This window comes from Neisseria sp. P0014.S009, assembly GCF_051958155.1.
In the GTDB taxonomy this organism is placed as follows: Bacteria; Pseudomonadota; Gammaproteobacteria; order Burkholderiales; family Neisseriaceae; genus Neisseria; species Neisseria flavescens_C.
The window spans coordinates 50,289-64,135 of sequence record NZ_JBQCVS010000008.1 but is presented as its reverse complement, the minus strand read 5'-3'; the positions used below and the strand labels follow the sequence as shown (position 1 = coordinate 64,135).

General features: G+C 50.4%; 13 protein-coding genes. 3 read left to right on the top strand and 10 right to left on the bottom strand.

From position 1 onward, the window contains the following. Positions 1-50 precede the first annotated feature (50 nt). The 3 genes from glyQ to ispH all read left to right on the top strand — a co-directional run bounded on the left by glyQ (position 51) and on the right by ispH (position 2,586). Positions 51-950 (top strand): glycine--tRNA ligase subunit alpha, encoded by a 900-nt coding sequence (glyQ, locus tag ACTHS4_RS07555; protein WP_003685919.1) that lies wholly within the window; start codon positions 51-53, stop codon positions 948-950. Between the two features lie 147 nt (positions 951-1,097). Continuing rightward, a complete protein-coding gene (gene lspA / locus ACTHS4_RS07550; RefSeq protein WP_063069310.1) occupies positions 1,098-1,604 on the top strand; it encodes a signal peptidase II in 507 nt (168 codons plus the stop codon). 13 nt (positions 1,605-1,617) lie between these two features. Beyond that, positions 1,618-2,586 carry a 4-hydroxy-3-methylbut-2-enyl diphosphate reductase gene (ispH, locus tag ACTHS4_RS07545; RefSeq protein ID WP_070825614.1) on the top strand — a complete coding sequence of 323 codons (969 nt, stop codon included), beginning with the start codon at positions 1,618-1,620 and terminating at the stop codon, positions 2,584-2,586. Between the two features lie 121 nt (positions 2,587-2,707). Here ispH and ftsZ read toward each other — a convergent pair whose 3' ends face one another. The 10 genes from ftsZ to ACTHS4_RS07495 form a co-directional block, all read right to left on the bottom strand. Next, positions 2,708-3,907 (bottom strand): cell division protein FtsZ, encoded by a 1,200-nt coding sequence (gene ftsZ, locus ACTHS4_RS07540; RefSeq protein WP_003682480.1) that lies wholly within the window; start codon positions 3,905-3,907, stop codon positions 2,708-2,710. 252 nt (positions 3,908-4,159) lie between these two features. After that, the gene (gene ftsA / locus ACTHS4_RS07535; protein WP_003682483.1) at positions 4,160-5,413 is read right to left on the bottom strand and encodes a cell division protein FtsA; all 1,254 of its coding nucleotides are present in this window, start codon (positions 5,411-5,413) and stop codon (positions 4,160-4,162) included. Between the two features lie 74 nt (positions 5,414-5,487). Next, positions 5,488-6,207, bottom strand: coding sequence for a cell division protein FtsQ/DivIB (locus ACTHS4_RS07530; protein WP_070826290.1), 720 nt, complete (start codon positions 6,205-6,207; stop codon positions 5,488-5,490). Then, complete coding sequence (locus ACTHS4_RS07525) at positions 6,197-7,111, bottom strand: D-alanine--D-alanine ligase (RefSeq protein ID WP_314574385.1); 915 nt, start codon at positions 7,109-7,111, stop codon at positions 6,197-6,199. The genes ACTHS4_RS07530 and ACTHS4_RS07525 overlap by 11 nt, the downstream gene beginning before the upstream one ends. A gap of 88 nt (positions 7,112-7,199) precedes the next feature. Continuing rightward, positions 7,200-8,609: a UDP-N-acetylmuramate--L-alanine ligase gene (gene murC, locus ACTHS4_RS07520; protein ID WP_070826291.1), complete on the bottom strand. Its 1,410-nt coding sequence runs from the start codon at positions 8,607-8,609 to the stop codon at positions 7,200-7,202. Between the two features lie 166 nt (positions 8,610-8,775). Further along, entirely contained in the window at positions 8,776-9,843 is a 1,068-nt protein-coding gene (gene murG / locus ACTHS4_RS07515) for an undecaprenyldiphospho-muramoylpentapeptide beta-N-acetylglucosaminyltransferase (RefSeq protein ID WP_063076124.1), read from the bottom strand. Between the two features lie 4 nt (positions 9,844-9,847). Next, entirely contained in the window at positions 9,848-11,110 is a 1,263-nt protein-coding gene (locus ACTHS4_RS07510; protein WP_440365666.1) for an FtsW/RodA/SpoVE family cell cycle protein, read from the bottom strand. Between the two features lie 291 nt (positions 11,111-11,401). Beyond that, positions 11,402-11,962 carry a L,D-transpeptidase family protein gene (locus ACTHS4_RS07505; RefSeq protein WP_440365665.1) on the bottom strand — a complete coding sequence of 187 codons (561 nt, stop codon included), beginning with the start codon at positions 11,960-11,962 and terminating at the stop codon, positions 11,402-11,404. A 13-nt stretch (positions 11,963-11,975) separates the two neighbouring features. Beyond that, complete coding sequence (gene murD, locus ACTHS4_RS07500) at positions 11,976-13,313, bottom strand: UDP-N-acetylmuramoyl-L-alanine--D-glutamate ligase (RefSeq protein ID WP_440365664.1); 1,338 nt, start codon at positions 13,311-13,313, stop codon at positions 11,976-11,978. 85 nt (positions 13,314-13,398) lie between these two features. Then, on the bottom strand, positions 13,399-13,847 hold a 449-nt coding region (locus ACTHS4_RS07495; RefSeq protein ID WP_440365663.1), incomplete at its 5' end, for a tetratricopeptide repeat protein.

Genomic DNA, 13,847 nt, shown 5'->3' with positions numbered 1-13,847 from the left:
AGGCTCAAAACAGTAAAATACCCTCTTTATTCCAACCTATTCCATCCACCATGCTCACCTTCCAACAAATTATTTTCAAATTACAAAACTACTGGGCAGACAAAGGCTGCACCGTGATCCAACCTTTCGATATGGAAGTCGGTGCCGGTACTTCGCATCCAGCCACCTGCCTGCGTGCATTAGGCCCGGAGCCTTGGTTTGCCGCTTACGTTCAACCCAGCCGCCGCCCTAAAGACGGCCGCTATGGCGACAACCCTAACCGCCTGCAACACTACTATCAATTCCAAGTTGCGCTCAAACCTGCACCGGCCAATATTCAAGACCTCTACCTCGACTCCCTGCGCGAATTGGGTATCGACCCTAAAGTACACGACATCCGTTTTGTCGAAGATGACTGGGAAAACCCTACTCTCGGAGCTTGGGGCTTGGGTTGGGAAGTTTGGCTCAACGGCATGGAAGTAACCCAATTCACCTATTTCCAACAAGTCGGCGGTATCGACTGCTCCCCTGTACTTGGTGAAATTACCTACGGTATCGAGCGTCTCGCCATGTATCTGCAAGGCGTGGAAAACGTGTACGACCTCGTTTGGGCAAAAACCCTTGATGGCAACATCGTCACTTACGGCGACGTTTATCATCAAAACGAAGTCGAACAATCCACCTACAACTTCGAATACAGCGATGCCGATTGGCTCTTGCGCCAATTCAACGACTATGAAGAACAAGCCAAACGCCTGCTTGCAGTTGAAGACACCAGTCTTGCCCTGCCTGCTTACGAGCTTGTACTCAAAGCCGGTCATACGTTCAACCTCTTGGATGCACGCGGTGCCATTTCTGTTACCGAACGCGCAACCTACATCGGCCGTATTCGCGCACTGAGCCGTATCGTTGCTCAAAAATTCGTTGAAAGCCGCGAGAAACTGGGCTTCCCGTTACTTAAAAACCAATAAGCCCGCACATGCTTACCACGCCGCCCTTTGATACATTCAAGTGGCGGCGTTTCTATTTTCAGACGGCCTAACGTCGATGCCATCGCAAACACTTCCTGCCTGCTTTCAGGTAAAATAAGCCCTTTATTACATAACCCGTCTGAAAACATGAGTTCATCCTCTACTGCAAAAATTCCCTTTTTCTTACTTTCCCTCGTTGCCATCATTCTTGACCAACTGAGCAAATGGGAAATCTTGAAACACTTTACCGAAGGCGAACGCCTCAATATCATTCCAGACTTTTTTGACCTGACGCTTGCCTATAATCCAGGCGCGGCATTCAGCTTTTTGGCCGACCAAGGCGGCTGGCAAAAATTCTTCTTTTTAGGTCTGGCCGTCGTCATCAGCCTGTATTTGGCCCGTGCCATCTGGCGCGATGAGTTTGGCCGCTGGGGCAAATTAGGAGCGGCCATGATTATCGGTGGCGCGATTGGCAATGTGGTTGACCGTCTGATTCACGGCCATGTTGTCGATTTTCTGCTTTTCTATTGGCAAAACTGGTTCTACCCCGCATTTAACATTGCCGACAGCTTTATCTGCGTTGGCGCAGTTTGCTTGGTATTAGATGGTTTGCTGCACAAAAAAACACCTTCAAACGACACAAAGGCCGTCTGAAAACGGAACACACATGACTCAAAAAACCATTATCCTTGCCAATCCCCGCGGCTTCTGTGCCGGTGTTGACCGCGCCATCAGCATTGTTGAACGTGCACTCGAAGAATTCGGCGCGCCCATTTACGTCCGCCATGAAGTCGTTCACAACAAATTCGTCGTGGACAATCTGCGGGCAAAAGGTGCCGTCTTTGTCGATGACTTGGCGGATGTCCCAAAGGGTGCCACACTGATTTACTCTGCTCACGGCGTATCCAAAGCCGTACAGGAAGAAGCGGTGCAACGTGGTTTCCGCGTTTTTGATGCCACCTGCCCTTTGGTAACCAAAGTCCATAAAGAAGTAGCCCGCCTTGATGAGCAAGATTACGAAATCGTCATGATCGGCCACAAAGGCCACGTCGAAGTAGAAGGTACAATGGGACAATTGCCTCCAGGTAAAATGTTTCTGGTTGAGACAGTGGAAGATGTAGCCAGACTGAACGTCAAAAATCCTGACAAACTTGCCTACGTCAGCCAAACCACTTTATCGGTAGACGAAACCAAAGACATTATTGCGGCTTTGAATCAACGCTTCCCCAATATCCGCAATCCGCATAAAGAAGACATTTGCTACGCCACAACCAACCGCCAAACCGCTGTTAAAGAATTGGCCGAAGAATGCGATCTCGTAATTGTTGTCGGCTCGCCCAACTCTTCCAACAGCAACCGCTTGCGTGAAGTAGCCGCATTGCGCGGAGTTGATGCTTATATGGTCGATAATGCTTCCTATCTGAAAAAAGAATGGTTTGAAAACAAAACCAAGGTCGGTGTAACTGCCGGTGCATCTGCGCCCGAAGTCTTAGTTCGAGAAGTCTTACAAACCATTCAAGATTGGGGACATGAGACCATACGCGAAGGAGAAGGCGCAGAAGAAAGCATTGTATTTGTCTTGCCCAAAGAGTTACGTCGCGAGGGCGAAAACAAGCAAATCCTAAATAAAGGGTAAGTTTGTTATTTGCTTTATTTGAAAACTTAAGGCCGTCTGAAAACTTTCAGACGGCCTTAAGTTTATTCTGCTAATAAAAAAGACCCACCTTTAAGGCAGGTCTTTTCATACATGATCCTGATTATTTCTCAGAAGTATGTTGCTGACGGCGCAAGATAGCAGGAATTTCAAAGTCATCCAGTACAGACTGGTTGCTGAAATCAGCCGCAGTCAGATTCATAGAACGGATATTGCGGTTGGTACGAACCAAGCTTTCAGCACTGCTTTGGCTTTGAGCTTGAGGCGCTTCTTCCGCACCGCGTACCAATTGTTGGGTACGGGCAGCAGCACGCAGTTGGTTGTCAGTACCGTTTTCTTTCAAGCCGGTAGCAATGATGGTAATACGGATAGCATCTTCGCTCATGCTCTCATCTTCGGCAGCACCAAATTTGCATTCCACTTCAGGGTGTGCATTTTGGTTGACGATACGCATAATCTCGTTGAACTCAGACATTTTCAGGCAACCAGGAGCAGTTGTAATGTTTACCAATACACCGCGTGCGCCATCCAAAGTAACGTTATCCAAGAGCGGGCTGGAGATAGCTTGATCGGTAGCCAAACGGGCACGGTCGATACCTTGTGCGAAACCTGAACCCATCATGGCGATACCACGATTGCTCATCACGGTTTTCACGTCGGCGAAGTCCAAGTTGATCATGTCGCTAGGGCAAGTCACCACTTCGGAAATACCGGCAACCGCATCACGCAGCACATTGTCGGCCGCGCGGAAGGCTTCACGCATGGTCACGTCTTCGCCCAAGGCAGTCATCAATTTGTCGTTCGGGATAATAATCAGGGAATCGACGCGCTCTTTGAGTTGATCCAAACCTGCTTGAGCGATGTGTACGCGTTTGCCTTCGTAAGCAAACGGACGGGTTACAACCGCAACGGTCAGGATACCCATTTCTTTAGCGATTTCAGCCACAACAGGAGCAGAGCCGGTACCTGTACCGCCACCCATGCCGGTAGTGATGAACAGCATGTTTGCACCACGGATGGCATCTTCGATGGCTTCGCGATCTTCCTGAGCGGCGGCGCGGCCAATTTCAGGATTTGCACCGGCACCTAAACCGCGAGTCAGGTTTGTACCCAATTGAATGCGTTTAGCCGCATTGTTTTTAGCCAATGATTGCGCATCGGTATTGGCACTGATGAACTCAACACCATGAATAGTGTTGGCAACCATGTTGTTGATGGCATTACAGCCGCCGCCACCCAAACCGATAACTTTAATAACAGCAGGGCTCGTTGCTGATTCTGCTACGTCGTAAACAAATTCCATTCAATAATCCTCCGCGCCCCGCTTTATAAGGACGGTTCAAAAATAACTCATTATCCGTATTATATAAGAAGTATCCAGATACTGGCAAAAATCTTCTTACCATTCGGCTGTCGGCGTTATATTTTTACTACATTTTTTAACAGAAAATATACAAGTTTTAAATTATCCACTTGGCAATTATTTAAAACCGTTTAATCCCACTTAAATATTCAGGACAAACAGATTTTACACCGCCTGTCCTGAACGCTTTTATCAGAAATTATCTCTGAAGAATCTTTGGATTTTTTCCCACAGACCCATTTTTTTGCCTGAATCATTCAGGGCAATCGCACCGGTTCGGCTGGTTTGCTCACCCTCTTCGGCAGCATAGGCCGTCTGAAGCAGGCCAATCGCTGTTGAATAGCGTGGATTGCGGATACGCTCGGATACGCCGCCCATTTCTTGTGGAACACCGATACGCGCCGGCAGGTTGAAGACTTCTTCCGCCAACTCAACAATACCGGTCAACATAGAAGCACCACCGGTCAAAACGATACCTGAAGTCAGCACTTCTTCAGGGAAACCAGAGCGGCGCAATTCGTTCAGCGTCAATTCCAAAATTTCTTCTACACGCGGGCCGATGATTTCAGCCAATACACGGCGCGAAATTTGACGTGATTGACGGTCGCCTACGCTAGGAACTTCAATCATTTCATCCAAGCCGTCCATAGTCGGAATCGCAGCGCCGTAATGGATTTTGATGTACTCGGCTGCACTGTGCGGCGTACGCAAAGCTTGTGCCAAGTCTTTGGTAATCAAATCGCCGGCAACGGGAATAACCGCAGTATGGCGGATTGCACCATTAGTATAAACCGCGATGTCGGTTGTACCGCCACCGATATCGATGACGCACACGCCCAAATCTTTTTCGTCTTCAGTCAAAACGGCGTGACCGCTTGCCAAAGGCTGAAGCATGATTTGATCCATTTGCAGACCGCAACGTTGGATACATTTTTGGATATTTTGCAAAGCAGTGTTCGCACCGGTGATGATGTGTACACGTGTATCCAAACGCACGCCGCTCATGCCGATAGGCTCTTTCACACCGGGTTGGTTGTCGATGATGTACTCTTGAACCACAGTATGCAAGATGTTGTGATCAGGCGGAATATTGATGGCTTTGGCAGTTTCGATGGCACGATCGATATCGGCTTGCGATACTTCACCATCTTTAATTTTGACCACGCCTTGTGAATTCAGGCTGCGGATATGGTTACCGGCAATACCGGTAACAACGTGGGAAATTTTGGTATCTGCCATCAACTCGGCATCTTCTACCGCCTGACGAATGGCTTGCGCGGTAGCGTCGATATTGGTCACCATACCTGCACGCAGGCCGCGTGAAGGGCTTTGGCCCAAGCCGACAATGTGGATTTCATTATCTTCCCGAATCTCGCCGATTAAGGCGATGACCTTGGACGTACCAATGTCTAAGGCACTGATATATTTATTTTGTTGTTGTTCCATAATTGCTCGTTCGCTATGTTGTCTGACTGACGGTTTGATTATTTTTGAAACAAGATTGCTTCACGTCTAATCGGCTATTCACTGTCGGAAGGGTTTTCAGACGGCCTGTAACGGACTGAAAAACCATCCTTATAACGCATATCGACATACTCGATACGACTTTGTTTTTTACGCAGCAGCGACGGCCAAATCTGGGCAAACTGCTGCAAACGTTTGATTTCGTTTTCACGCCCCAAGCGCACGCTAATGCCGTTGTTCAATACAAGCAACCATGCCGATCGCGGCGTGTAGATCAATTCTTTGATGGTCAGTTTCAACGGACTCAAAATACCGGAAAAGTCCGCATAATGTTTGACCATGTCTTTGCCTGTCCCCTGCTGCCCTTCAAATATAGGCAGGTCCTGTTTCAGGCTTGCGACAAACACATTGCCCTTACTGTCCACCAAGCCGCCAGCGCGCCAGTGTGCAACCGGCACACGCTCGGTCAGGATAATTTCCACGGTTTCCGGAAAACGGCGGCGTACCATTGCCGAGTCAATCCAAGGCAATTCCTGAAAAGCGGCCTGCGCCGAATCAATATCGGCGCGGAACATATTACCCCTGATATGCTCTCGTGCAACGGTTTGCAATTCTTTGCCGGAAGCATATTTCAGCTTACCCTGAATGGCAATCTGTTTCACAGGGAAATATTTGGAATTGTAAAGCCAAGCTATGCCAGAACCTATCAGCAGAAAGGCCATCAGCAACAATAGCCGGCGGGTCAGCCGACCCAGTGCGCCTGCATCATCCCACATGAGCGGTCTTCAAAATCTCAATACATAAATCAGCAAAATCTACGCCGGTATGGGCTGCAGATTTTGGCACCAAACTGTGGCTGGTCATACCGGGCAAGGTATTGATTTCCAAAAGATACAGCTTACCGTCCGTATCTTTCAGGAAGTCCACGCGCGAACAGCCGTCCGCACCAATCGCCTGAGCGCCACGCACGGCCAGTTCGCGCATCAGGTTTTCCTCCGCCTCGCTCAAATCTTCCGACGGGCATTGATAAACTGTATCGTCGCGGTTGTATTTGGCTTCGTAATCGTAAAACTCGGTAGCCGGAATAATATGAATGCTCGGCAGGCCTTTGCCGTTCAATACCGGGCAAGAATACTCGCCGCCGCCGATAAAGCGTTCGGCAATAATTTCGCCCTGCAAATGTTTCAATTCTTCGTAAACGCTTTTCAGACGGCCTTTTTCTTTGACTTTTACCACACCGACGCTGCTGCCTTCCGCGGCGGGTTTCACAAACATCGGCAGGCCCAATTTTTCTTCAACGGCATCAAAGTCGCTGTCGTCATGCAATACGGCAAACTCAGGAACAGGCAAGCCCACAGCCTGCCAAATCAGTTTGCAGCGGTATTTGTCCATACCCAGCGCTGAAGCTGCCACCCCGCTGCCGGTATAAGGAATACCCATCAGTTCCAACGCGCCTTGAATCGCGCCGTCTTCGCCGAAAGTGCCGTGCAAAATATTGAAGGCCGTCTGGAACCCTTGGGTTTTCAATTCAGACAACGGGGTTTCTTTGGGATCGAACGCATGAGCATCGATACCTTTGCTTTTCAAGGCAGCCAAAATAGCAGCACCGCTGTCCAGCGAAACTTCACGCTCGCTGGAGAAGCCACCCATCAACACGGCCACTTTGCCAAAATTCTGCATAATTTCTACTTTCTTAAATACTGATACAGGCCGTCTGAAATATTGTTCAGACGACCTATGTGTCCTCAAAGGCAAATATGCCTGTTTATTATGATTGTTTCGACAATTCCACCAATGCAGACGGAACGCGGTTGATGCTGCCGGCACCCATATTCAACACAACATCGCCGTCTTGCAAAACGTTCAGCAGCATTTGCGGCAGGTCGGCAACGTTTTCGCAGTAAATCGGCTCAAGTTTGCCCAATACGCGTATGGCGCGCGCTAAGGCGCGGGAGTCGGCCGCGGCAATCGGCTCTTCGCCTGCTGCATAAACTTCGGTCAACACCAAAGCATCAACGGTATTGAGGACTTTGGTAAAGTCTTCAAACAAATCGCGTGTACGGGTATAGCGGTGCGGTTGGAAAGCCAAGACCAAGCGTTTTTCAGGATATGCGCCGCGTGCGGCGGCCAGAGTTGCCGCCATTTCGACAGGATGGTGGCCATAATCGTCCACCAGCAGCGCGGTTCCGCCGTTTGGCAATTTGATGTCGCCATATTTTTGGAAACGGCGGCCGACACCTTCAAAGCCGAGCAAACCTTTTTGAATGGCTTCAACCGATGCGCCAACTTCCAGCGCAACGCCGATAGCCGCCAACGCATTGAGGACGTTGTGGCGACCGGGCATATTCAAAACAACTTCAAACGGTTCTTGCTCATGTCCTTTCATTTGAACATGAACGGTAAATTTCATTTGCGCGCCAACGTTTTCAATATCGGTCGCGTAGATATCGGCAGTATCATCCAAGCCGTAAGTGGCGTAAGGCTTGCTCACTTTGGGCAAAATCGCGCGGACGTGTTCGCTGTCGATACACAAAAAGGCTTTGCCGTAAAACGGCATACGGTGGATGAAATCCACAAACGCCTGATGCAACTTCTCAACGCTGTGGCCGTAAGTGTCCATATGGTCTTCATCGATATTGGTCACGACGGACATAATCGGCGTCAGATACAGAAAAGAAGCATCGGATTCGTCGGCTTCTGCGACGATGTATTCGCCTTTACCCAAACGGGCGTTGGTCCCTGCGGCGTTGAGTTTGCCGCCGATAACGAAAGTCGGGTCAAGACCTGCCGCGCCGAGAATAGAAGCGGTCAGGCTGGTGGTTGTGGTTTTGCCGTGCGTACCGGCAATGGCGATACCATCGCGGAAGCGCATCAATTCTGCCAACATCAACGCGCGCGGAATGACGGGAATCTGCTGTTCCAACGCGGCAACAACTTCAGGATTGTCTTTTTTAACGGCAGTAGAGGTAACAACCACGTCGGCGCCATTGACGTGTTCGGCAGTATGACCTGGGTAAACTTGGATGCCGAGAGCGCTCAAATGCTCAGTAACGGCATTACGCGCCTGATCCGAACCGGAAACTTTAAAGCCCAAATTGTGTAAAACTTCGGCAATACCGCTCATGCCGACGCCGCCGATTCCGACAAAATGGATGTTGGTCACTCGATTTTTCATCATAACGTTGCGTTCCGGTTGGTTTTTAGTGCGTAAAGGCGTTATTTTAAAGGGCTATCCGCTTCTGCGCTATGCTTTTATTGTAAAGGAATTTTAACAAAAGCAATAAAGGCCGTCTGAAACGCCGTTAATCAACTTTTCAGACGGCCTTGAATCGAAGTCTGCCTGCTTATTCGGTACAAGAGATGGCAATTTCCGCCACATCGTCCGCACTGTGCGGCAACGCCAAGGTACGGGCATTTTTCGCCCATTTCAGGCATTTTTCACGGTTTAATCCGCCGAGGATTTCGGCCAGTTTTTCTGCCGTCAGTTGAGTTTGCGGCAGCAGCAAACCAGCTTCAGCCTGCACCATAAAGCGCGCATTGGCTGTTTGATGGTCGTCCACTGCGTGCGGATACGGCACCAGCAATGCACCCAAACCGGCAGCCGTCAGCTCGGCAATCGTCAGCGCACCGGCACGGCAAATCACCAAATCGGCATCACGGTAAGCGGATACCATATCGGTAATAAATTCGACGCACTCGGCTTGCACACCCAACGCATCGTAATCCGCCTGCAGGTTGCCCAATTTATTGCGGCCGGATTGATGATACATTTGCGGACGAGCCGCTTCAGGCAACAATGCCAAAGCTTGCGGAACGGTTTTGTTCAACACATCCGCACCCAAACTGCCGCCCACCACCAAAACTTTCAGACGGCCTTGACGGTTTTCAAAGCGTTCTTCGGGAACAGGCAATGCCGCAATATCGGCACGGACAGGATTACCCACCAAGCCGCCTTCATGTTGAAAGGCTTTGGGGAAAGCGTACAAGACACGTTTTGCCCAACGCGACAATTGGCGGTTGGACAAACCGGCTACGGCGTTTTGCTCGTGAATCACAATCGGCACACCGGAAATTTTTGCCGCTAAGCCGCCGGGGAAAGTAACGAAACCGCCAAAACCGATAACACACTCGACACGGTGTTTCTTAATAATCTGCTGAGCCGCACGGACGGTTTTATACAGTGTAAACGGCAACATCAGCTTGCGCTTGATGCCGTTGCCGCGGATGCCTTTAATCGCCAGCGTTTCCAAGCGTATGCCGTATTGCGGCACAATGCGCTCTTCCATCGAATCCTGACTGCCCAGCCAAATCACATGATGGCCGCGCTTTTGCAGCGACTCGGCAACCGCCAATGCAGGGAAAATATGACCGCCCGTACCGCCGGCCATCAGCATAAAAGTTTTACCGCTCATGGTTTTACTCCACCGAATAACCGCGCATTTTTTGGCGGTTTTCATAATCAATGCGCAATAACAAAGTAATGCACACCAGCATGATAAAGACAGCCGAACCGCCGTAAGACATAAACGGCAAAGTCAGGCCTTTAGTGGGCAGGATACCGATGTTTACACCGATATTGAAGAAACTTTGAATACCAATCCAAATGCCGATGCCGTTGGCGATGTACGCGCTGAACATCAAGCCCGAATCACGCGCCTGCTTGCCGATGGAAAACGCGCGCCATACCAGCCAGCCGTAGCAGAACACCAAAACCAGCATTCCTAAAAAGCCAAATTCTTCACCGATAACGGCAAAAATAAAGTCCGTATGCGGCTCGGGCAGGTAAAAGCGTTTACCCAGGCTCGCACCCAAACCCTCGCCAAACCAGCCGCCGCGCACAATAGCCATCAAAGACTGCGTCAACTGATAACCCTTGCCCAAAGGATCGCTCCATGGGTTCAAAAATGCCGCCACACGCGCCATACGGTAAGGTGCAGCCCAAATCAGCAACCCCATTCCGCTCAATACCGTCAACACCAGCACGGCGAAATATTTCCACGGGAAGCCTGCCAGAAACAGCATGCCCATAGTAATCACGACAATCACGACAAACGAACCAAAATCCGGTTGCAACATAATTAAAATCAAGCTGATGGCAATCGACACAATCGGCCACAACAGAGTTTTGAACTTGATGGCGCGTTCCTTGACCCGCACCCTGGCCTCCGCCTTAAACGGGCAGGACAGCAAATCACCGATACCCGAAAATAGGGATGACCAGCCTAAAGAATCCAAGCCACGCAACATTTCTTCACGGCGCGTAAACAGGCTGGACAAATACAAGACCGTCGCCAATTTGAAAAATTCAGTCGGTTGCAGGTTGAGCGGTCCGATATGAATCCAGCGCGTCGCGCCGTTAATCTCACGGCCGACAACCAGCACCACCGCCAACAGCAAGCACGAAACAGCAAAATAAAACGGAACAATCCGCCGCCAGAAGCTCATCTTCAGCAGGAAAAGCGGCAAGCATATGGCCACCGTAAACAGGATAAACATTGCCTGCTTAGACACAAAAGAAAACTGGCTGTCCCCTTCCGATGCCGCATACACAATAGAAGCTGAATAAATCATTACTAGGCTGAAGACCGTCATTAAGACGACCATCCACAAGAGAGAAACATCAAACTTCCGACCATCGCGCGCAATCGGCCGGTCAAGCATTTTGGAAAGACTAATCATGAAAACATCCGTAACGGCTTGAATAAAATATTCAGACGGCCTGCTAATGGGCAAGAGGCCGTCTGAAAAAATGAATTAACGTTATTTTAAAGGTTTATTTCCAAACCAACAATTCAGAATCTACGGTTAGAAAAGAGAAAACGTGTTGACCTATCCTTAGGAAGGATTGGCGGCTTATTTTAGATAAAAATCTCAGTATCAAGTCCCCTGCCCTACCGAGCTTTTCAGACGGCCTGACAAGCAATCGACTACCCGTTCCAACCTGCCCCATCACTTCAACAGACATAAAACCTACGGCAGAATCTCAATTTCCGCATTGTGTTTCACACTGCGGTAGAGTTCGTCGACTTCCTCGTCCGTTACCGCAATGCAGCCGTTGGTCCAGTCTTTTTGCAGGTGTTTTTTGCCGATAAAACCCCAGCCGTTTTTCATGCCGTGGATTTTAATCAACCCGCCCGGGCTTTTGCCTTGTGCCGCTGCGTAGGTTTTATCGGCTTCGTTGGGATAGGAAACGCCGAGGTTTTTGTGGTATCCGCTGTTGGGATTGCGCTCATTGATGCGGTATTTTCCTTCGGGCGTTTTGCCGTCGCCTTCAAACTGTTTATGCCCGACCGGTTGCTTGCCCAACGAAATGGGATAGATTTTCAGCAGCCTGCCTTGCGAGTAGGCCGACATGGTGCGCTTACTTTTATGCACTACCAATCTGTCGATAACCGCATCTTCAGGCAACGGCGCTTCGCTTGGCATAGTACCGGTTGTCGTGGAACGAATCGGTGCGACAAACCAAAACACCGAAGCGGCGACAGCCAGAAGCAAGACTGCCGCCGAGCCGATTTTCAACCCTCTTTTCATCTTTCAGACGGCCTTACAAAGCTTTGAACGCCTCGACAAACACTTCCGAACGGTGCGCATAGCCTTTGAACATATCAAAGCTCGCACAAGCAGGGCTGAGCAACACAATATCGCCCGCTCCGGCTTGGGCGTATGCCGTCTGAACCGCTTCTTCCAAAGTGGCGCAGTCGGTCATATTCAAACCGCAGCCGTCCAAATCGCGGCGGATTTGCGGCGCATCGACACCAATCAAGAACACACCTTTTGCCTTGCCGACAAGTGCGTCGCGCAGGGGCGTGAAGTTCTGTCCTTTGCCCATGCCGCCCAAAATCACGAAGAGCGGATTTTGCAAACCAGCAATCGCGGCGGCAGTTGCGCCGACATTCGTGCCTTTGCTGTCGTCGATAAACACCACGCCGTTTTTCTCGCCGATTTTTTCCACGCGGTGCGGCAGGCCTTGGAAGGTTTTGACGTGTTCGAGCAATGCTTCGCGCGGCAAACCGATGGCCTCACACAAAGCCACGGCAGCCATGACGTTGGCGGCGTTATGCAAGCCTTGCAGCGGAATGTCTTGCGTGGCAATCAAATCTTCATTGCCTTGTTTCAAATGGCCTGTCTCGCGTTCCAACCAAAAATTGGCTTCGTGTTCCAACGAAAACCATTTCACCTCGCGCCCGGCACGCTTCATGGCGCGGCAGAACACGTCGTCTGAATTCAAAACCTGCACGCCATCGCCACGGAAAATCTTATCCTTGGTATGCGCATAGTCAAGCAAGTCGTCGTAGCGGTCGAGATGGTCTTCGGAAATGTTCAGCACTGTCGCCGCAGTCGGGCGCAGGCTTTCAGTGTTTTCCAGTTGGAAGCTAGAAAGCTCCAACACCCACACGTCCGCCTTTTTGCCTTCACGCTGCAATTCCGCCTCCAAAACCGGCGTGCCGATATTGCCCGCGATAACGGTATCCAGCCCGCACTTGATGCAGAGATAGCCGACCAGGCTCGTTACCGTGGTTTTGCCGTTGCTGCCCGTAATCGCAATCACCTTGTCGCCGCGGCGGTTCACAATGTCCGCCAGCAATTCGATATCACCCAACACGCGCCCGCCGTTTTGTTTGAACGCCTCGATATCCGGCTGCCGCTCGCTGATGCCGGGACTGAGCGCCAGAATATCGAAACCGTTGTCCAGCGCATCTTTCAGACGGCCTGTGTAAAACACCAGCCCATCAAACATCTTACCAATTTGCGACACGCGCTCGGCTTTCAGATCCGCATCATACGCAGCCACCTCCGCACCGTTTTTGCGCAGATAGGCAATCATGGAAATACCCGTGCCGCCAAGTCCGGCGACGAGGATTTTTTTATTTTGAAAAGTCATTTTGGTTTTGTCCTAAAACAAATCATATTGAGCAGGAAGATGTCCGCTCCTGCTCAAGCCGCTTTCAGACGGCATCGCGGGCTGTTCAATAACCTGCCTTCAGGCGTTGGTAAATGTCGCAGCCGTCTTGGTCTCCGTTTTGACAAGCCTTACCAAACCATTCTTGAGCGAGCGCAAGGTCTTGGCGCACACCGCGTCCTTCGGCATACATCACACCCAAATTGAATTGGGCACCAGCATGCCCTTGTTCTGCAGCCCTACGACACCACTGCACCGCCTGTGTATAGTCTTGACGGACTCCTTGCCCGTTGGCATACATCAGACCCAAATTAACTTGGGCATCGGCATTCCCTTGTTCTGCAGCCCTACGATACCACTGCACTGCCTGTGCATAGTCTTGACGGACGCCTTGCCCTTGTTCATACATCAGGCCCAAATTAACTTGGGCACCAGCATACCCTTGTTCTGCAGCCCTACGATACCACTGCACTGCCTGTGCATAGTCTTGACGGACGCCTTGCCCTTGTTCATACA